Source organism: Marinitoga hydrogenitolerans DSM 16785, from assembly GCF_900129175.1.
In the GTDB taxonomy this organism is placed as follows: domain Bacteria; phylum Thermotogota; class Thermotogae; order Petrotogales; family Petrotogaceae; genus Marinitoga; species Marinitoga hydrogenitolerans.
In genome coordinates this window covers 14,885-33,156 of the sequence record NZ_FQUI01000016.1, presented here as the reverse complement: position 1 = coordinate 33,156, position 18,272 = coordinate 14,885, and the positions used below count along the sequence as shown (strand labels likewise).

Sequence of the window (18,272 nt, the reverse complement as noted above, 5' to 3'; positions counted from 1 at the left end):
AATTAATTTAAAGGTAATTCAAACCTAAAAATAGTTGATCGCTCATCTGATTTTACTAAATAAAGTTTACCTTTATGTTCTTCTTCTATTATTTTTTTACAAATTGGTAACCCCAAGCCTGTTCCTTGAACCTTTGTAGTAAAAAAAGGTGAAAAAATTTTATTTTGCTCATCTTCTGGAATAGGTTTACCATTATTTTCAATCTGAAAAAACACGTATTCATTTTCAATACCTGTTTTTATGTAAACGTAATTTTTTTCATTTGTTGCTTCAATCGCATTCTTTATTAAATTTATCAAAACTTGTTTAACTCTACTTCTATCACATTTTACCTCTATTTTATCAAACATTTTTTCAAATTTCAACTCTAAATCTTTTTGGTGGAAGAAATCTTGATACATCAAAATAATTTCGCTTATCATAGAATTTAAATCAACACTTTCAAACATTGGAATTCTACTTCCTCTACTAAATTCCAAAATTTCTGAAACAATACTTTCCAAATGAGATAATTCATCCATTATAATTTGAGAATACTGTTTGATTTTTTCAGGTTGATCTAATTTTTTCATCATTCTATTAACAAAGCCACCTATTATGGTTAATGGATTTTTTATCTCATGTGCTACTCTTGCAGTCATTTCACCAATAGCTGCAAGTTTTTCTCTACGCGCAATTTCTTTTTCCATTTTATATGTTTCTGTAACTTCATCGAAAGTAACTATAACTCCTTCTATTACATCTAAATCTCTATTCCATAACGGTGCTAATTGTATATCAAAAACTTTTTCTTCATATCCCTGTTGAATTATATATTTTGGCATCTTCATTTCTTCTCTTGTGAAAAATATACTTTCTATAGAATTTATGACATCTATACCTAACTTTTCTTTTAATATTTCTGTGCTTTCACCAACTATTTGCTCTCTACTTTTATCAAAAAATAATTCTGCTTTCTTGTTCCATTCTAATATTTTTCCTTTTCTATCTATTACTATCACAGCCACTGCTAAATTTTGCAAAATATTTTCATTAAATCGTCTGTAGAAATCTATCAAATTTTTTTGTTCTTCAAGAGATTTTGTTTTTTCTTTTAATTCTTCATAATTTTCAATTGTTTCAATAGAAAGTCCTATACTATCTTGAAATAATCTGAGAATTTCTATATCAACAGATGTTATCTCTTTTCCAGTAAATTTATTATCTGCTATAACAACACCCTTTGTTTCCCATTTGCCCGTAATTGGTATTATTACAAATTCATCGTATTTTATAAGTTCATATAAGTATTGAAGTTCATCACTTTTTAACTTTATCATTTGTGGAACCACATGAATTATATGTTTTTTCGTAACAGCTCTTTCCAGAATAGTTTGACCTTTGTATACAATAAGTTTATTTCTTACACTTTGAGTTAATTTATTATTAGATGGAAGTTGTATCGCTTCTTCTCTTAAATATTGAACAATATCTCCATATCTTAATGCTCTTTTATTAGCTTCTTTCCAAATATTTTCAACATTTTCATCATCAGACGGACCAACCCAAATTTTCGGAACCAAGACACCTCTTGTTCTATCTCTTTCTAAATATAAAGCTCTATTAAATTTCAATCCTCTAACACTTGTTAGCCCCATTAACATTATTTTTATTGCATTTATTTTATCAAAAGTCGATCTCACTGCTTGACTGATTTTATGTAATGAATTTAATTTATCAAGATGTTCTCTCTGGATTTTAATTAAATTTTCATGATTTTTCTTTAATGTGATTAATTTTTCTATTTCATCTTTTAATTTGTCATATAAATATATTCTGCTAAGAGCCAACCCCAATCTTCGAGTTATATTCCGTAAAGAAGATAAATCAAAATTATCAAAATGCTTATATGGTCTAAACCCAAAACCTTCCTTTCTATTATATACACTAACTACTCCATATTCAACATTATCAATTGTTATTGGTGCATATAAAGCTGATAGAATTTCTGTTTGAAGAGGTACTTTAAATTTTTCAAATCTCTTTTTTCCAACAACTAAAAAAGGTTTTTTATTTTTTTTACATAGTCCTTCAAGAGAGTCTTCCTCGTTTAATATATTTTTAGATATTTCATTACTTGAAAATCCTAAACTTTCTTTTAAAATTAATTTATTCCCTTCAATTTTCCATAACAAAACACCTTGAGCATGTAACATATTTTTAATTGTTTCTATAATCTTTCTCACCAAAATATTTTCATCTAATATATTTTCAAACAAATCTGTTATTTCTTCAATATATTCAAGCCTGTCTCTTGTTTCTTCTAACACAAGAAATTCCATAGTTAGTTTTAAAATAATCCCATAACTTTCTGTTTCATCTATAAATTTTTTTAGTTCTTTTTCATCAAATTTATTTGGTAATCCAAATGCTCCTATTAAAGAATTATTTAATACAATTGGTATTAAATAAAGTTCGTTTGTATTTAAACATTTTAATTCTTCAAAATCTTCAACTGTCATTTTATAGATTTCTTTATTAAATAAATTTTCATATAATCCTTTGTTATCGGAAAAATAAATCTTAAATTTTTCCACCGCTTCACATTTTTTTGAAGCACCCAATAATTTAAGTAAATCTCTTGGTGGCTCGTGAACAAATATGAATATATCCCTTTTAAATGTTTTTGATAAATTTTTAGCAGTTTCATTTAAAATTGTTTTTAATAATTTAGATGGGTTTTCATTAGAAAAATTTTTTAATAAATCACTTAGCATCTAATCACTCCTTAAATATTTCCCTCAAATCACACAATACATGCTCTACATGCGTACCATGCCAATAGATTTTTTGACATTTTTCACAATATGAATACTCATCACACGTCCTGTACACATGATCAGGTATAATGTCTTTATAATTTTCTTTTTTAACCTTTACAAGTTGCGAATTACAAATAATACATCTCGAAAATATCTTTAAATTAATCAGTTTTAAATTCAACTTTTTTACTACAAACCTCAATTGTGCTCTCCATAAATCTGACTTTATAAATAAAATATCATATTTTTCTTTTAATTTCTCATAAAATTTCCTATTTCTGGTTAAAACTATACAATTACTGTTTTTGGAAATAAAAATTTCCAATTCTTCATATGTTATATTATTAAAATACATTGCATTAAATCCTAAAATTCTAATCTTTTGGGCTAACTTACCCAAAGTTGCATCTAGGATAAAACAAAATTCATTCATAATAATATTATACTATAAAAATTCGAAATTTTTAACAATAATACTCAGAAATTAAAATTATTTTGATATAATTAGTTTTAACAAACAAGAAAGGAGATTTAAAATGATAAAAGAAATATTATTAATTTCCCTGGGCACCTTTATCAATGCAATAGGGTGGACTATATTTTTAATTCCATGGAAGATTGTTGGCGGAGGATTAAGTGGTGTAGGTACCATGATATATTATGTGACAGGAATCCCCGTTGGAATTAGTTATTTATTAATGAACATTATTCTCCTTTTTATTGCAATGAAAATTATCGAAAAATCTTTTGGCTTTAAAACCATATATGGTATACTCAGTTCATCTTTATTTATTACACTCTTGCAAAATTATTTCCATTCTCCTATTATTTATGATCAATTTTTATCTACTGTAATTGGCGGAATATTATTAGGAACAGGTATAGGTATTGTATTTTTAGCAGGTGGAAGTACTGGTGGAACAGAAATAATTGTAATGATAATTAACAAATATAGAAATGTAAGTCCTGGAAGAACTATGTTTTTATTTGATATAATTATTATTGGAAGTTCAATTTTTATTTTTGGCTCTTTTGAAAAAATTATATATAGCTATGTGACAATGGCAATAGCGGGATATGCTACTGATTTAGTATTAGAAGGGAGAAAATCTTCTGTTCAATTATTTATTTTTTCAGAGGCTTATGGATATATTGCTGATGAAATTACTAACACCCTTGGGAGAGGCGTTACTGTATTTCAAGGAACTGGATGGTATACAAAAGAAAATAAAAATGTTATTCTAACAATAATAAAAAGAAAAGAATTACCTGTTGTGTTAAAAATTATCAAAAAATATGATAAAAAAGCTTTTATCTCAATGTCTTCTGTTGTTGGCGTATTTGGACAGGGATTTGAGCAATTAAGAATATAAACCTTTTGCTAATTAATAAAATTATAGTATAATAGAGGAGGAATTGCTGTGTATGATTTTGTTGTAATAAAATATAGTGAAATTGGTACAAAGGGTAAAAACAGAAGAATTTTTGAAAGTAAATTAATGAACAATATTGTTCTTCAACTAAATCACAAAGTAAGCGCAAAAAAAATCTATGGAAGAATTATTGTTACACCAAAAGAAAATGAAAAAATTGATGAAAGTTTATTAAACTCTTTAAAAAAAGTTTTTGGTATTAAGTCAATATCCCCAGCTATTCAAGTAAAAAAAGATTATGAAGATATAAAAAATAAAATCATATGGTTATTGAAAGAGAAAAAGATTGAGCGAGGAACATTTAAAATAGTCGCAAGGCGTACAGATAAAACTTTTCCTATCAGAAGTTTTGACTTAAACAAAAACTTAGGAGCAGATATTCTTAATGAATTTTCTGAATTAAAGGTTGATGTACATAAACCAAATTATTTAATACGTGTTGAAATAAGACAGGAATTATCTTTTATTTATTTTGAAAATATAGAATGCTTTGCCGGATATCCTGTTGGTGCAGGTGGAAAAGCTAGTATAATGTTATCTGGTGGAATTGATAGTCCTGTTGCAGCATGGACAATGATGAAACGTGGTTTAAAATTAAATGCTATATCTTTTTATAGCCCACCAAGTAATAATGAAAAAACAATAACAAAATTATTGGAGTTGAGTAAAAGATTAAGTGAATTTTATCCTTTTAATTTTTACCATTATATAATCCCTTTCACAAATGTTCAATTAGCTATTAAAAATTTAAAAGCAGAGAGTTACTCATTAATTTTACAAAGAAGATCTATGTTGAGAATTGCTTCTGTATTAGCAAAACATACAAAAAGCACCGCATTAATAACAGGCGAAAATCTTGGTCAAGTTGCTTCACAAACTTTGGAAAATATGATCAGTATTTCCAAAGCTACTGATATGCTGATTTTAAGACCTTTAATAGGTTATGAAAAATTGGAAATTGTAAAAAAAGCTCAAGAAATAGGCACTTATGATATATCTATTTGGCCTTATAAAGATAGTTGCGTTGCTTTTCTACCAAAAAGCCCTGCAACTAAATCTTTCCCAAACAAGATGAAAAAATTAGAAACAAAAATTGAAAATTTTTCTGAATTGGAATTAGATGCATTAAACAATAGCTTAGTTTATGTAATAAAAAATGGGAAAATTATTGAAAATTATATTTTTTCAGAGAAAGAGGTAATAGACTATGAATAAATTTACACTCTTATTAAAAAGATTACTCTTAACCATATGGTTTTATGTTGGTTTTTTTGGATATGTTGTTATATATGGATCTTTAGTTCTTTTTATTTCAAAAATAATAAAATTATTTTCGAATGAAGAAAAAGCTAATTACTATTTAAGAAATGTTGTCTCCAATTTTGGAATGAGAGCTTTTAAATTAATGGGAATAAAGGTCGATGTGGAAAAAGAATTTGATTTAAACACTTTAGAAAACGAATCTTACATTATTGTAGCTAATCATCAAAGTCTATTGGACATTCCTTTAATCATTGGTTACGTTCACCCCGTAGGTTTTATTGCAAAAAAAGAATTAGAAAAAGCACCTATAATATCATCTTATATAAAAGCTTTAGGTTCTGTTTTCATTGATAGAAAAAACTCATCTCAAGCTGCAAGAGCACTTAGAGAGTTAAAAAAGAAACTTGCTGAAGGAAAAAAGCTTGCTCTCTTTCCAGAAGGCACTCGAACATTAGATGGAAAGGTAAAACCATTCAAAAGAGGATCTTTAATGATTCCTTATAGATATGGTATTAAAATTGTTCCAGTTTCTATCAATGGTACATATCAAATAATAAAAAAGAATGATTATTATTTAACTCCACATAATGTGAAAGTAAAAATTTTCACCCCTGTTGATCCAAAAAAATTCGAAAATGAGGAAGAGTTAAGAACTTATATTTATAATTTATTAGCTTCAGAAGTTAATGAAAAATAAGGAAGTGATTACATGTTTAAAAAAGTTGATGTTATTACTATGGGGCTTGATAAAGTTTCGAACTCTCCCGTTGTTTTTTTAAGAATCGAGCACACAAATATAGGACTCCCAATATGGATAGGAGCTTGCGAGGCAACATACTTAGCTTTAGCTATAAATGAACAGAAAACCCCACGTCCTTTAACTCATGATCTTTTATTAAATATATTAGAAAAAGAAGGATATTTTTTGAAAAAAATCGAAATAATCAATATGGAAAATGATATTTATTACTCTAATATCTTTTTAGAAAAAGAGGAAAATGAAATAATAATTGATTCAAGGCCTTCTGATGCATTAATACTAGCTATAAAATCAAAAATTCCTATATATGTAAAAGACAAATTAGTGATAGAAAATGGTATTGATATTTCTTTTATTCCTATCGATGAACACAAAAATGAAGATGAAGAAAACAAAAGAAGAGAATTTAAAGAATTTCTTGAAAATTTTGATATCGATACAATTAAAAAGCATTTTTTTGACGAAGGGAATGAGGATAGTGAAAATAAATGACTTTAAAAAATTTTTTGACGAAAAGGCTAATGAATTTTTAAATCATTTAGATCTAACAGATATATTAAAAGAATCTTTTATATATTCTTTTTTTTCTGGTGGAAAAAGATTACGCCCCTGGATAATTTATAATATTGGACGATATTATAATATAGACATTGAAAAACTTTTAAAAATAGGATTCGCAGCAGAAATTATGCATACCGCTTCATTAATACATGATGATTTACCGGCAATAGACAACAGTAATTTCAGACGAGGTAATGAATCTAATCACAAAAAATTCGGAGAATGGCGAGCCATCTTAGCTGGTGATCTTGGATTTATTTTGCCCTTTAAAATTTTCTCCACTTTTAACAAAGATGAAGCTTATGCATTAAATAATTTTTTCGCCAATACGACTTTAAAACTTATTGAAGGCGAAACTATAGATATAGCTTTAGAAAAAAAAATTATTTCTCCCACAAAAGAAAAAATAGAAGATATGTATATCAAGAAAACATCTGCTTTGTTCGAATTTTCTTTTGCGTGTTCTTCGCTTTTAATAAATAATAACAGGGATTTTGAAGAATTAAAAAAAGCTGGAAAAAATTTCGGTATTGCTTTTCAAATCTATGATGATATAAAGGATAAATACGGTAATTTTAATGATATTGGAAAAGATCTAAATAATGATGAAAATAAATATACATTTTTAAAGATATTCCCCATTGAAGAAGCTAAATATTATGCTGATATATTGTTTGATGAAACCCTATTAATTCTTTCAAAATTAAAATTTAATGATTTTATTGAAGAATTAAAAAAGATAAAAGTTTTAATTGAAAGGAAATAATAATGGCTAAAAAAGAAAAAATTCCTCAAAAAGAATCCGAGAAAAAAAAGAAATTCGATTTTGGCAAATTGTTTGGTATTTTTGGTAAATTCAAATTCAGAAAATTAAATATTAAAAAATTTATCAGTGATTTAAAAGAATTCAAGCAACTGGAAAAAAAGAAAAAATTAATGTTGCTTGGGATGATTTTGCTTTTTGTTTTAATAATATTATTATCTATTATATTTATTCCACGATTTACTACAAGTAAGTTAAAAATAGAAAACGAAGCTAAATCTGCTTCAATATCGAATTTGTTTTTATATATTCCACCTGATGCGTTCCAATATAAAAAAAACTTTACAATTAGAGCTTTAAAAGAAAACTCCGCCGTATATCAAAATTTAAAAACTTTAGGCAACTTTTATGGACCTATATACGAAATAATCCCTGATGACAATAAAGAAGAATCTTCTTTAAAACCTATAAAAATAAAATATAAAATTCCTATGAATCTTTATTATGGTGATAATTTTAATAATTTTTCCATTGTATATGCTTCAGATGATGATCCACCTATAATAAAAAAACTTTCTGGTTGTGAAATATTTAAAGATGAATCCTTAGGAACATATGTTGTGCAAGCAAATACTTTTCACTTTTCAAAATTCGGACTGTATGTTGATCCAACACCCAAGGAAGCTTCTTTTGGTTTAAAAACATTAATTGAAAAACCTTCTTCATTAGAACCTGATTTAATTTTGGTTCAGGGTATAGATAATAATTTTCTTGGATTTGTTCCAAATACCCAAACCATTAATAATTTATATGGTGAAAATGTTTGGAGTTTATATTTTCCAAATAGAACGATTTGGTATTATAAATATCCACTATTAGAAACAAAACCTAAAAGCTATATGGATGCCTTTTTTGGTTATTTTATAAGAACAGGATCTAATAGCTATCTTGAATTTGAAGCTGAAAGATTTGCTTTAGAATTAAAAACAAAACATAATAAACAATTCGATATAATTACTCAAGGTATTGGTAGTTTAATCGTTAGATATGCATTAGAGAAACATCCAGAAATTAAAAACGTAAGAAGCATCAGTATGTTTTCACCTCCTAATAAAGGCATAAACACAGTTAATCCAATATATTATAATTATATATAAAAAAAGCCCTGAAATTATAGAATTAACCTATGGGTTAAATAAAGAAGAATACAATTCTTTATTTCTAAATATTTCTTCAAAGATGGAATTAATTTCTTCGTATTATAAAGAACTTTTACCTGATTCGGAATTTATAAAAAAAATAAATTCTTTAGATCGAAGAAATGATATTAAATATTATATATACACAGGTACTAAACCAGATATAAAAGTTCATATTAAAAATACAAAATTAGCAACATTTTACCCAGAATTTATCAATGGAATGGGTGATGGTTTAGTAACTGTTGACAGTGCAAAATTAAATGGCGTTGAATTTTATACATTTGATCTTCCCTATAATAAATTATATTCTAACAATGATGTTCTCAAAATATTACAAAAAAATCTTTCTGAAGGCATCCAAAAAGTAAATATACCAAATATTACTGATGATGTATTTCCTGAAACCAAAAAAGAAGTTCTTGAAAAAACTGTAAAAGAAGAACTAAAAAAAGAAAAAATTTCAAAAATTTATGAAAAACCACAAAATTATAAAAAGAAAAATTTACTAAAATATACTGAACAACTACTATATTTAGAAAATATAAATTATGGGAAAATATTTAATTTATCGGGAAATATTTTAATTAGCACAAATAAGGGTATATACGATCTTGATGGTAAAAATATTTTAAAGAAAAATATTTTAGGAAGTTTAGAATATAAAAATAGACTTTATATAACTACAAATGATGGTGTTTATGCTATTGATAATAGTTCATACGAGTTTATAAAAATAAAAAATATAGATTTTGATATCCATGATAATGTTTTTTACTTGCCAGAAATAAGAAAATATATATATGTTGACTATAAAAATGGTCTGGCAACTGTATTCGAGAATAAAAAAATAATAGCTGATAAAACTATGTTTATTTCACTAAAAGTTTTGAATAATGACTTTTATATGATTTTAGGAAATAAAATATTAAAGAGAAAAAATAACAAATGGGAAACAATTGTAACAAAAACAGGTCTTGAAGATATTTTAAAGAAAAATATAGGTTACTTTACAGATTATTATTCTCGAGCATATTATTTATATATTTTAACTTCAGATTATAAACTATTGGTTTTTGATACTAAAAACAAAAAGCTGCAAATTTTAGGAGATAGTGATGTAGGAAAATTTAAAATGTTAGAAAACAACAATAAATTATGGATTTTTGATAAAAATTATGCAACCTATATTGATTTAAAAAATAAAATATTCCCTGGCGAATATCAAGCCTTTAATGATTTCAATATTATTGATATCATTGATTACAAAACAGATTCTTTTTTAACTTTAATAAAAAAAGATAGGGGATTTGAATTATGGATAGTACAATACTAAAAAAAATGTTTTTTATATATTTCTTACTATTTATAATATTAGGATTTACTCAAACACTCCTTGATCGAGCAGAAATATATTATTTTAATGGGAAAAGCGCTTTTCAAACTGGTGAATATAAAAGCGCTGAGAGGTTTTTTGAAGAAGCTTTAAAACTCACTGCTCAAATTGAAACTAAATATCCCGACATTAGGTACATGTTAGGATGGACAAAATTTTATCTAAAAAAATACGATGAAGCTCAAAAATATTTAAAATATTATGATGATCCAAAAACATTGCTTGCATTAAAAAGTATGTCAGAAGGAAATATACAAGAAGAATTGCATTTTAAATCATTAAAATTAAAATCCTCTTTTCCTGCTACAGAAGCAACTACAAATAACAATATGAAAATTGGATTATTCTATTATTTTCTTGTTGCTTTTGTTATTCTATTTATAGTGGCTACTATGGGATTTTTAACATATTTCTTTGTTTTAAAAAGATATTCTTTTAGTAATAAAACTGAAAGAATCAAAAATATTGAAGAAAGTGAATATATTGAAGAAGAAGAAGAAGAATCAATACCTGTGGAAGAAATATTAGAAGTAAAAATTGATGAACTGGAAGAATTATGGGAAGAATATGAAAAAATGAAAAAAAAGATGGATATTGATGAAGTTGAATCTACTGAAGTTCCTGGAATTATCGAACAACAAACATCTCAAACACTCGAAACTAATCTCGAAGAATTAAATGTAGATGAATTATTGAATGAAGAGGTACTTGAAGAACAACCTACACCTATAAATAATGAACAAATTGAAAAAACAGAAGAAAATAAAGAGAAAGAAGAAGAAAATAAAAATATCAACTTAGATATTGATGATGTATTAGAAGTTGAAGAAAATAATAAAGAAACCTCTGAAAAACCAGAAGAAAATGTTGAAGCTGAGAATATTGAAGCTTTTATAGAAAAAGATAAAATGGAAAATTTAGACAATATTGAAACTATCAAACCTCCAATTGATGTTATTACAAAATATAATAAAATTATGTCAGAACCTGAAGGTAGTATTATTGTATCAAACATTAAAGGATTAGATTCTCTTGAAAAACTTGATGAAGAAGTTATAAAGAAAGGGGGGCAATTCACAAAAGGAGATTTGCATAATATCTTTAAAGAAATTTTTGCAGAAAAAAATAGAGGTTCATTGATGATCGAATAATGGAGCGGGCAACGGGACTCGAACCCGCGACCCTCAGCTTGGGAAGCTGATGCTCTACCAACTGAGCTACACCCGCATTCCAATGAAGTATTATATCATTTTTTAAAACTTTTTTCAAGGGGGTTATTATGAAAGATAAATTATTTAAACGTACTTTAATAGTGTCTATATTTTTAACAGCTATTATATTAATCTTTTTTTTACCTTTGGTTTTTTCTGGGAAATTAATACTTAATCCTATATTAATAACATTAGGACCTTTGGAAATTAGATGGTATGGTTTATTAATTGCTTCAGGAATATTTATAAGTTTTTATTTAGCGAATGATACAGCAAAAAAATGGGGAATTTCAGAAGATGATCTGTCTAATGCCGTTGTTATTGGGATTTTCTTTTCTATTATTGGCGCAAGGCTTTACTATGTAGTGTTTAATTGGGATATTTATTCAAAAATGCCTTCAGAAATTTATAAAATATGGCATGGCGGAATGGCTATACATGGCGGAATTCTAGGAGCTTTGCTATCTGTATTTCTTTATACCAAATTAAAGAAAAATGTAACCTTTAATTTTTTAACTGGATTAGATTTATTAGCACATGTTTTACCTTTAGGACAGGCTATTGGAAGATGGGGAAATTTTGTCAATTACGAAGCCTATGGTGCTCCAACAGAATTACCGTGGAAAATGTTTGTGCCAAAACCATATAGAATGCCAGGATACGAAAAATTTGAATATTTTCATCCAACATTCTTATATGAATCTTTGTGGAATTTAGGTATATTTTTATTCCTCTTTTACTATGCCAGAAATAGAAAAAAATTCGATGGAGAGATAATTTCTCTATACTTGATATTATATTCATCTGGGAGAGCCTGGATTGAATTATTGAGAACAGATTCTTTAATGTTCTTGGGAATGAAAGTTGCTGTATTAATAAGTATCTTATTTATAATTATTGGAATATTTATGTATTTTATTTTAAAAAAGAAAACAAATAATTCAAAAGGAGGAATATTATGAAAAAAGCTTATGTAGGAAAGGCTATGGATATTGAACCTATAACATATGATGATGGAATAAATGTGAAAAAGGCCCATAAAAGAGTTTTAATAGGAAATAAATTGGGCGCTCCTAATTTTGTCATGAGACTATTTACATTAGAAAAAAATGGTTTTTCACCAAAGCATACTCACGATTGGGAACATGAAGTTTTTGTTCTAAAAGGAAAATTAGAAGTATTTAATGGTGAGGAATATGTAGTAGCTGAAGAAGGAGATTTTGTATTTGTTCCACCAAATGTCGAACATCAATTTAAAAATATAAATGATGGAGAAAGCCAATTTATTTGTGTAATTCCAAAAAGTGGAGGCGAATAATAATTGAGATTAATAGATACACATTGTCATTTAAGTTTAATTGATGATAAAGAAGAAATCATAAAATCTTTTGAAATTAATAACATTGAATTTGTAATAGAAGTTGGGATAAATGTTGAAAACTCATTTAAAACTGTAGAATTAGCTAATGAACATGAAAATATATTTTGTTCTGTAGGTATTCATCCAAATGATTCAAAAAATCTAACAAACAAGGATTATGATAGTATCTATGTGTTAGCAAATAACAAAAAGGTTGTAGCAATCGGTGAAATAGGTTTAGATTATTATAGAGAATATACTACAAAAAAAGAACAATTTGCATCATTTTCAAACCAACTTCAAATTGCTAAAGAAAATGAATTACCTGTTATTTTACATATTAGAGATGCATATGATGATGCTTTTAATTTATTGATAAATGAGGGTATCCCAGAAAACACCGGTGTTGTCCATTGTTTTTCTTCTAATTGGAAAACAGCAAAAAAATTTTTAGATTTGGGATTTTATATAGGAATTGATGGACCGATAACCTTTAAAAATAATCACACATTAATTGAAGTTGTAAAAAATACGCCGGTTGAATACATTTTACCAGAAACAGATTCACCATTTCTAACACCTGTTCCTTTTAGAGGAAAAAAGAATAATCCAATTTATGTAAAATATATTATAGAAAAAATTGCTGAAATAAAGGGATTAAATAAAGATAACGTATCAGAAATTTTATCAAATAATGCTAAAAAACTTTTTAAACTGTAAAACCTCCCAAAAGGGAGGTTTTTATGATATAATTTTCATATAGCTTATTTAAAGGGGGACATTATGAAAGTATTAAAAAAACAAAGAAATAAAATCTACACTATAAGTCTTATTGGTGAGTTTACATTATATGATATTCACGATTTTAATAGTGAATTATCTGATGTTTTACCTAAAAAAGATATATCTACCATAATTATCGATTTTTCTAATCTAATGGCAATAGATAGTACAGGAATAGGTCAATTGATAGCCTTGCAAAAAAAATTAAATGAGAATGGAAAAAACTTAATCCTAATAAATATGGATGAAAAAATCCAAAAATTATTTGCTTTATTGAAACTTCAGGAAGTATTCACCATACAAAAATAAGAGGAGGAAATTTATGAAAATATTAATTTTTTATGCTGCTATATTAATAGCTGTTTTAGGAGTATTTTTTTCGAATATTCCAATATTGCCTATTATATTGGAAGCTTTAGCTGCCATTGTATTTTCTATGAATTTCGAAAAAGGAAAATGGCTATATTTAATCTTATTTTTCTCTGTTTTTATTCTTATAATAACTAATTATATGCCTTCTTTTGAATTTTTATTAACAATAAAATAATGGGGTGAAACAATGATAAAAACGTTAAAGTTTGTATTTGAAAAAGAATTTAGACAAAAATCATATTATTTAATAGTTATTTCTATTTTACTTTTTTTACCTAATGATTTAGGAAATTTATTTGCTGTATTATTTGCATCTACCTTATTTACTAGAGAAATGGAAAATAAATCTTTTTCTTTAATTTCAACACTTCCTATATCAAGATTTGAACTTTATCTATCATACTATATATTTGGTGCAAGTTTACTTCTTTTCTCAAAAAGCTTATATTATGGAATAACCAAAAATTCTGATTTAATTGGATTAATAGGCATTTTATTATTCTTTGCATTTTTTTATAGCTTAAGTGTATTATCTTCTTTAAAAGGACTTGGTGGAATTTATATTCCAATTTCCATCTGGTTAGTGGATTTATTCCTTAAATCGAATGACTTAATAAGAGATTATAGCTTAGTTACACAAAAAAACATATTTATAAATATAATTTCTTTATTCTTATTTTTCTCTGTAATGTTTATTTTTCACTTTTCTGATTCATCAAATTATACAAAGAATAAAAATAAAATATTTACCGTTATAAGTTTAATTTTTGTATTAATAATCGTTGCATGGCTTATAACAAATTCATTGAGGTGATTTTAAATGATTGAAGTTATTAATCTTGAAAAATCTTATGGACATAAACCCGCTTTAATAGATGTTAATCTAACGATTAATCCTGGCGATATTTATGTTTTAGTTGGTCCAAATGGTGCAGGAAAAACCACTACATTAAAATGTATATATGGAGACTTAAAACCCGATGAAGGGAAAATACTTGTTTTCGAAAAAAAATTAAATAAATTTAAAAAAAGAAATATTGCTGTATTACTTGAAGAACGTGTCACTTTTAAAGGTTTATTTCCATATGATTATGCTGAATTATGGAAAATATTATATCCAAATTGGAATGAAAAAAAATATAAAGAATTGATAATGGAATTTAATCTACCTATAAATAAACCTGTTCATACATATTCTTCCGGTATGAAAACATTATTTCATATTATTCTTATGTTTTCTTCACAACCAAAGGTATTAATTCTTGATGAACCTACACAAAATATCGATCCTGTTAAAAAAGATAAAATTCTCAAAATGTTAAAAGATTTCACCTCTAATGGTGAAAATATAGTGATTATGTCAACTCACCATATTGAAGAAGTGGAATTAATTGCTACAAGATTTGCTATAATTAATTCCGGAAAAACTACTTTTGAAGGTAATATTGAAAAGGCATTATCTGAACATAAAATTGTAAAACAAAGTGAAATGACGGAAGAAATGGAAATAATTACTCAATTAGATGATGGTATTTTAGTGAAAACTTCTGAAAAAATAGGAAGAAATCCAGATTTTAGAGAAGTTGTGTTAGGATATTTAAAAAAATAGACATGTTTTTTTTATATTTCTAATACCTTTATTATCTTTAATTTAAAGAGATTAAAGTGCAATTTGTAAAAAAATTGCACTTTTTTATTTTTACCTCTTGTAAATAATATATTTTTTATGTTATAATATGTTTATGATTTTTTATATCAAAAATCAAAAGTTACTAATTTTAAATTTTTATTTAACATTACTTAGAGGGAGGGATAGTATGAAAAAGTTGTTATTGGTCTTACTTTTAGCATTATCACTTGTAGCATTTTCATCAAAAGTTTTAGTTGTCGGAACAACTGACAAGATCAGAACATTGGACCCGGCAAAATGTTATGATTATTTTTCAAGTAATATTCTTCAAAATGTGTTGGTTGGCTTGGTAGATTATGAAGTGAACACTTCAAATCTCGTTCCAGCTTTAGCTGAGAAATGGGAGGTTTCTCCTGACGGATTGGTTTATACATTCTATTTAAGAAAAGATGCTAAATTTGAAGATGGAACTCCAATTGATGCTTCTGTAATGAAATATTCAATAGACAGAGCAATGAAATTAAACGGCGACCCTGCATTTTTATTAACAGACATTGTTAGCAGCACAAAAGTTGTTGATGATCATACTTTTCAGATTAAATTAAAATATCCATTCTCCGCATTTGTTTCTGTATTAGGATACACTGTAGCCTGGCCTGTAAATCCTAATCTTTATCCAGAAAATGGATTTTATGAAGGTGCTCCTTCTGCTTCTGGACCATATAAAATCACAGAATGGATTAGAGACGTAAGAATTGTTTTAGAAAAAAATGATAAATTTTATGGACCAGCACCAAAAACTGATAAAGTTGTTATTACTTTTTACGAAAGCGCAGCAACTTTAAGATTAGCTTTAGAAACTGGTCAAATTGATGTTGCATTTAGACATCTAGATCCAAGAGATATTAATGATCTTGAAGATAATCCTAATATTAACGTATTAAAAGGAAGCAGTCCTCAAATAAGATATCTTGTCTTAAATACCAAACAATCCCCATTCTCTGATCCATTAGTGAGAAAAGCTATTATGTATGCTGTTGATAGACAAAGAATCGTTGATGATGTATTTGTTGGATTAGCTCAACCGTTGTATTCAATGGTTCCTATGGGAATGTGGAGTCATGAAGACGTATTCCCGAAAAGAAACTTAAGAGCAGCTAAGAGATTATTACAACAAGCAGGTTATTGGACAGATAAACCATTAACTATTGATTTATGGTATTCACCTACACATTATGGTACAACTGAAGCAGACGTTGCTCAAGTATTGAAAGAATCTTTAGAAGAAACTGGAATTATCAAAGTTAACATCAAATATGCTGAATGGTCTACATATGTTGACTATTTCTTAAATGGAACTATGGGTTTATTCTTATTAGGATGGTATCCTGATTATATTGATCCAGACGATTATTTATGGCCATTCTTAAGTACCAACGGCGCAAAATCAATGGGTAGTTTCTATGAAAACCCAATTACAGAATCTATAATGAAAGCTGCTAGAGTTTGTGTTGATCAAAATACAAGATCTGATCTTTATGAACAAGTTCAAAATCATTTAGTTGTTGATGTTCCTAATATTCCATTATGGCAGGGTGTTGCTGTTGTTGCATCTCAAAAGAATATAAAAGGTGTATTATTAGAGCCTACACAAATCTTCAGATATTATTTAATCGAAAAGAAATAATAATTTCCCCGCCGCATGGCGGGGTTTTTAAAAGAGGTGATGACTTTGTCCTTAAAAGATTATATACTCACACGTATTTTATTGGCTATACCTATGATGTTCATTTTATTAATTGTAATATTCTTTGTTCTTAGAATTATTCCAGGTGATCCTGTTTTAGCAATGTTGGGTGGAAAAGCTCCACAAGAGGTTATAGAACAAAAACGTCATGAATTAGGTTTAGATAAACCTATTATTGCACAATTTTTTGATTATGTTGGTAAATTATTAAAGGGTGATCTTGGTACATCCACCCTTACATCAAGACCCGTATGGAATGAAATAATAGATAGATTTCCTGCAACTGTAGAATTAACCTTATTCGCTTTTATTATCGCCGTTTTAATTGGAATTTTTTGGGGTAGTGCAGCAGCGGCGCACAGAGATGGAATTATAGACGTCTCTGCAAGAGTTTATGCAGTGTTTATTTACGCCATACCTGTTTTTTGGTTTGGTTTAATGATGCAATATTATTTTGGAATGATACTAAGATGGCTACCTGTTGCTGGTAGATTATCTCCTATCGTTTCGTTAGATACAAAAACAGGATTTTTTTTATTTGATGCTTTAATTTCAGGAAATTGGGAGGCATTTATTGATGTCTTAAAACACTTACTAATGCCTGGCATTACTCTTGGTTTAGTTATTTCAAGTATATTTTTAAGAATGGTTAGAAACAATACAATATTAATGTTATCTCAAGATTTTTCTACTGCTGCAAGAGCACGTGGGATTAGTGAAAAAAGAGTATTGTATAAACATGCTTTAAGAAATGCTATGGTTCCTATTTTGACAGTTATGGGACTTCAATTGGCTATTTTATTAGCTGGTGCCGTCTTAACCGAAACAACATTTTCTTGGCCTGGTCTTGGAAGTTATCTAGTTATGAAAATTAGATATAGGGATTTTCCAGCTATTCAGGGAACTATTGTCTTTTTTGCATTTTTTGTAATTATTATTAGTATTGTTATTGATATAATAAATGCTCTAATTGATCCAAGAGTTAGATATTGA

19 protein-coding genes and 1 tRNA gene are annotated in these 18,272 nt (G+C 27.0%); 17 read left to right on the top strand and 3 right to left on the bottom strand.

Translation table 11 applies throughout. The features are described 5' to 3' along the window. Positions 1 to 2: 2 nt before the first annotated feature. Both BUA62_RS05925 and BUA62_RS05920 read right to left on the bottom strand, forming a co-directional pair. Complete coding sequence (locus tag BUA62_RS05925; RefSeq protein WP_072864469.1) at positions 3 to 2,756, bottom strand: ATP-binding protein; 2,754 nt, start codon at positions 2,754 to 2,756, stop codon at positions 3 to 5. Between the two features lie 4 nt (positions 2,757 to 2,760). Beyond that, positions 2,761 to 3,234 carry a Mut7-C RNAse domain-containing protein gene (locus BUA62_RS05920; RefSeq protein ID WP_072864467.1) on the bottom strand — a complete coding sequence of 158 codons (474 nt, stop codon included), beginning with the start codon at positions 3,232 to 3,234 and terminating at the stop codon, positions 2,761 to 2,763. A gap of 103 nt (positions 3,235 to 3,337) precedes the next feature. Here BUA62_RS05920 and BUA62_RS05915 point away from each other — a divergent pair, with 103 nt between their 5' ends. From BUA62_RS05915 to BUA62_RS05880, 8 genes are all read left to right on the top strand, one after another. Next, a complete protein-coding gene (locus tag BUA62_RS05915; protein WP_072864463.1) occupies positions 3,338 to 4,174 on the top strand; it encodes a YitT family protein in 837 nt (278 codons plus the stop codon). 48 nt (positions 4,175 to 4,222) lie between these two features. Next, positions 4,223 to 5,449 carry a tRNA uracil 4-sulfurtransferase ThiI gene (gene thiI / locus BUA62_RS05910; RefSeq protein WP_159429501.1) on the top strand — a complete coding sequence of 409 codons (1,227 nt, stop codon included), beginning with the start codon at positions 4,223 to 4,225 and terminating at the stop codon, positions 5,447 to 5,449. Then, on the top strand, positions 5,442 to 6,194 hold the full coding sequence (locus BUA62_RS05905; RefSeq protein ID WP_072864458.1) for a lysophospholipid acyltransferase family protein: 753 nt from the start codon (positions 5,442 to 5,444) through the stop codon (positions 6,192 to 6,194). The genes thiI and BUA62_RS05905 overlap by 8 nt, the downstream gene beginning before the upstream one ends. Positions 6,195 to 6,206: 12 nt before the next feature. Further along, complete coding sequence (locus tag BUA62_RS05900; protein WP_072864455.1) at positions 6,207 to 6,749, top strand: bifunctional nuclease family protein; 543 nt, start codon at positions 6,207 to 6,209, stop codon at positions 6,747 to 6,749. Continuing rightward, positions 6,736 to 7,584, top strand: coding sequence for a polyprenyl synthetase family protein (locus BUA62_RS05895; protein ID WP_072864453.1), 849 nt, complete (start codon positions 6,736 to 6,738; stop codon positions 7,582 to 7,584). Before BUA62_RS05900 ends, BUA62_RS05895 begins: the two co-directional genes overlap by 14 nt. Positions 7,585 to 7,586: 2 nt before the next feature. Then, entirely contained in the window at positions 7,587 to 8,738 is a 1,152-nt protein-coding gene (locus BUA62_RS05890) for a hypothetical protein (RefSeq protein WP_072864450.1), read from the top strand. An 82-nt stretch (positions 8,739 to 8,820) separates the two neighbouring features. Continuing rightward, a complete protein-coding gene (locus BUA62_RS05885; protein ID WP_072864448.1) occupies positions 8,821 to 10,116 on the top strand; it encodes a hypothetical protein in 1,296 nt (431 codons plus the stop codon). Next, positions 10,098 to 11,327, top strand: a complete 1,230-nt coding sequence (locus BUA62_RS05880; RefSeq protein ID WP_072864446.1) for a tetratricopeptide repeat protein — start codon at positions 10,098 to 10,100, stop codon at positions 11,325 to 11,327. The genes BUA62_RS05885 and BUA62_RS05880 overlap by 19 nt, the downstream gene beginning before the upstream one ends. Here the strand turns inward: BUA62_RS05880 and BUA62_RS05875 are convergent. Beyond that, positions 11,328 to 11,403: transfer RNA gene (locus tag BUA62_RS05875), tRNA-Gly, on the bottom strand. Positions 11,404 to 11,455: 52 nt separating this feature from the next. Between BUA62_RS05875 and lgt the strand changes: the two genes are divergently transcribed. From lgt to BUA62_RS05830, 9 genes are all read left to right on the top strand, one after another. Then, positions 11,456 to 12,349 (top strand): prolipoprotein diacylglyceryl transferase, encoded by an 894-nt coding sequence (gene lgt / locus BUA62_RS05870; RefSeq protein ID WP_072864444.1) that lies wholly within the window; start codon positions 11,456 to 11,458, stop codon positions 12,347 to 12,349. Next, positions 12,346 to 12,705 carry a cupin domain-containing protein gene (locus tag BUA62_RS05865; RefSeq protein ID WP_072864442.1) on the top strand — a complete coding sequence of 120 codons (360 nt, stop codon included), beginning with the start codon at positions 12,346 to 12,348 and terminating at the stop codon, positions 12,703 to 12,705. Before lgt ends, BUA62_RS05865 begins: the two co-directional genes overlap by 4 nt. A 3-nt stretch (positions 12,706 to 12,708) precedes the next feature. Next, the gene (locus BUA62_RS05860) at positions 12,709 to 13,467 is read left to right on the top strand and encodes a TatD family hydrolase (protein ID WP_072864440.1); all 759 of its coding nucleotides are present in this window, start codon (positions 12,709 to 12,711) and stop codon (positions 13,465 to 13,467) included. Between the two features lie 63 nt (positions 13,468 to 13,530). Then, a complete protein-coding gene (locus BUA62_RS05855) occupies positions 13,531 to 13,839 on the top strand; it encodes an STAS domain-containing protein (RefSeq protein ID WP_072864439.1) in 309 nt (102 codons plus the stop codon). A 13-nt stretch (positions 13,840 to 13,852) separates the two neighbouring features. Further along, on the top strand, positions 13,853 to 14,077 hold the full coding sequence (locus BUA62_RS05850; RefSeq protein WP_072864438.1) for a hypothetical protein: 225 nt from the start codon (positions 13,853 to 13,855) through the stop codon (positions 14,075 to 14,077). 12 nt (positions 14,078 to 14,089) lie between these two features. Beyond that, positions 14,090 to 14,716, top strand: a complete 627-nt coding sequence (locus BUA62_RS05845) for a hypothetical protein (RefSeq protein ID WP_072864436.1) — start codon at positions 14,090 to 14,092, stop codon at positions 14,714 to 14,716. A 6-nt stretch (positions 14,717 to 14,722) separates the two neighbouring features. After that, positions 14,723 to 15,511: an ABC transporter ATP-binding protein gene (locus BUA62_RS05840; protein ID WP_072864434.1), complete on the top strand. Its 789-nt coding sequence runs from the start codon at positions 14,723 to 14,725 to the stop codon at positions 15,509 to 15,511. Between the two features lie 208 nt (positions 15,512 to 15,719). Beyond that, a complete protein-coding gene (locus BUA62_RS05835) occupies positions 15,720 to 17,219 on the top strand; it encodes an ABC transporter substrate-binding protein (RefSeq protein ID WP_072864432.1) in 1,500 nt (499 codons plus the stop codon). A 45-nt stretch (positions 17,220 to 17,264) separates the two neighbouring features. Beyond that, positions 17,265 to 18,272, top strand: a complete 1,008-nt coding sequence (locus tag BUA62_RS05830; protein WP_072864431.1) for an ABC transporter permease — start codon at positions 17,265 to 17,267, stop codon at positions 18,270 to 18,272.

Bases quoted from the DNA above. Each gene is read 5' to 3' on its own strand.
- BUA62_RS05840 (WP_072864434.1), top strand. From the start codon at position 14,723: ATGATTGAAGTTATTAATCTTGAAAAATCTTATGGACATAAACCCGCT.
- BUA62_RS05835 (WP_072864432.1), top strand. From the start codon at position 15,720: ATGAAAAAGTTGTTATTGGTCTTACTTTTAGCATTATCACTTGTAGCA.
- lgt (WP_072864444.1), top strand. From the start codon at position 11,456: ATGAAAGATAAATTATTTAAACGTACTTTAATAGTGTCTATATTTTTA.
- BUA62_RS05880 (WP_072864446.1), top strand. From the start codon at position 10,098: ATGGATAGTACAATACTAAAAAAAATGTTTTTTATATATTTCTTACTA.
- BUA62_RS05865 (WP_072864442.1), top strand. From the start codon at position 12,346: ATGAAAAAAGCTTATGTAGGAAAGGCTATGGATATTGAACCTATAACA.
- BUA62_RS05915 (WP_072864463.1), top strand. From the start codon at position 3,338: ATGATAAAAGAAATATTATTAATTTCCCTGGGCACCTTTATCAATGCA.
- BUA62_RS05900 (WP_072864455.1), top strand. From the start codon at position 6,207: ATGTTTAAAAAAGTTGATGTTATTACTATGGGGCTTGATAAAGTTTCG.
- BUA62_RS05905 (WP_072864458.1), top strand. From the start codon at position 5,442: ATGAATAAATTTACACTCTTATTAAAAAGATTACTCTTAACCATATGG.
- BUA62_RS05850 (WP_072864438.1), top strand. From the start codon at position 13,853: ATGAAAATATTAATTTTTTATGCTGCTATATTAATAGCTGTTTTAGGA.
- BUA62_RS05845 (WP_072864436.1), top strand. From the start codon at position 14,090: ATGATAAAAACGTTAAAGTTTGTATTTGAAAAAGAATTTAGACAAAAA.
- BUA62_RS05925 (WP_072864469.1), bottom strand. From the start codon at position 2,756: ATGCTAAGTGATTTATTAAAAAATTTTTCTAATGAAAACCCATCTAAA.
- BUA62_RS05890 (WP_072864450.1), top strand. From the start codon at position 7,587: ATGGCTAAAAAAGAAAAAATTCCTCAAAAAGAATCCGAGAAAAAAAAG.
- BUA62_RS05855 (WP_072864439.1), top strand. From the start codon at position 13,531: ATGAAAGTATTAAAAAAACAAAGAAATAAAATCTACACTATAAGTCTT.
- BUA62_RS05885 (WP_072864448.1), top strand. From the start codon at position 8,821: ATGGAATTAATTTCTTCGTATTATAAAGAACTTTTACCTGATTCGGAA.
- BUA62_RS05920 (WP_072864467.1), bottom strand. From the start codon at position 3,234: ATGAATGAATTTTGTTTTATCCTAGATGCAACTTTGGGTAAGTTAGCC.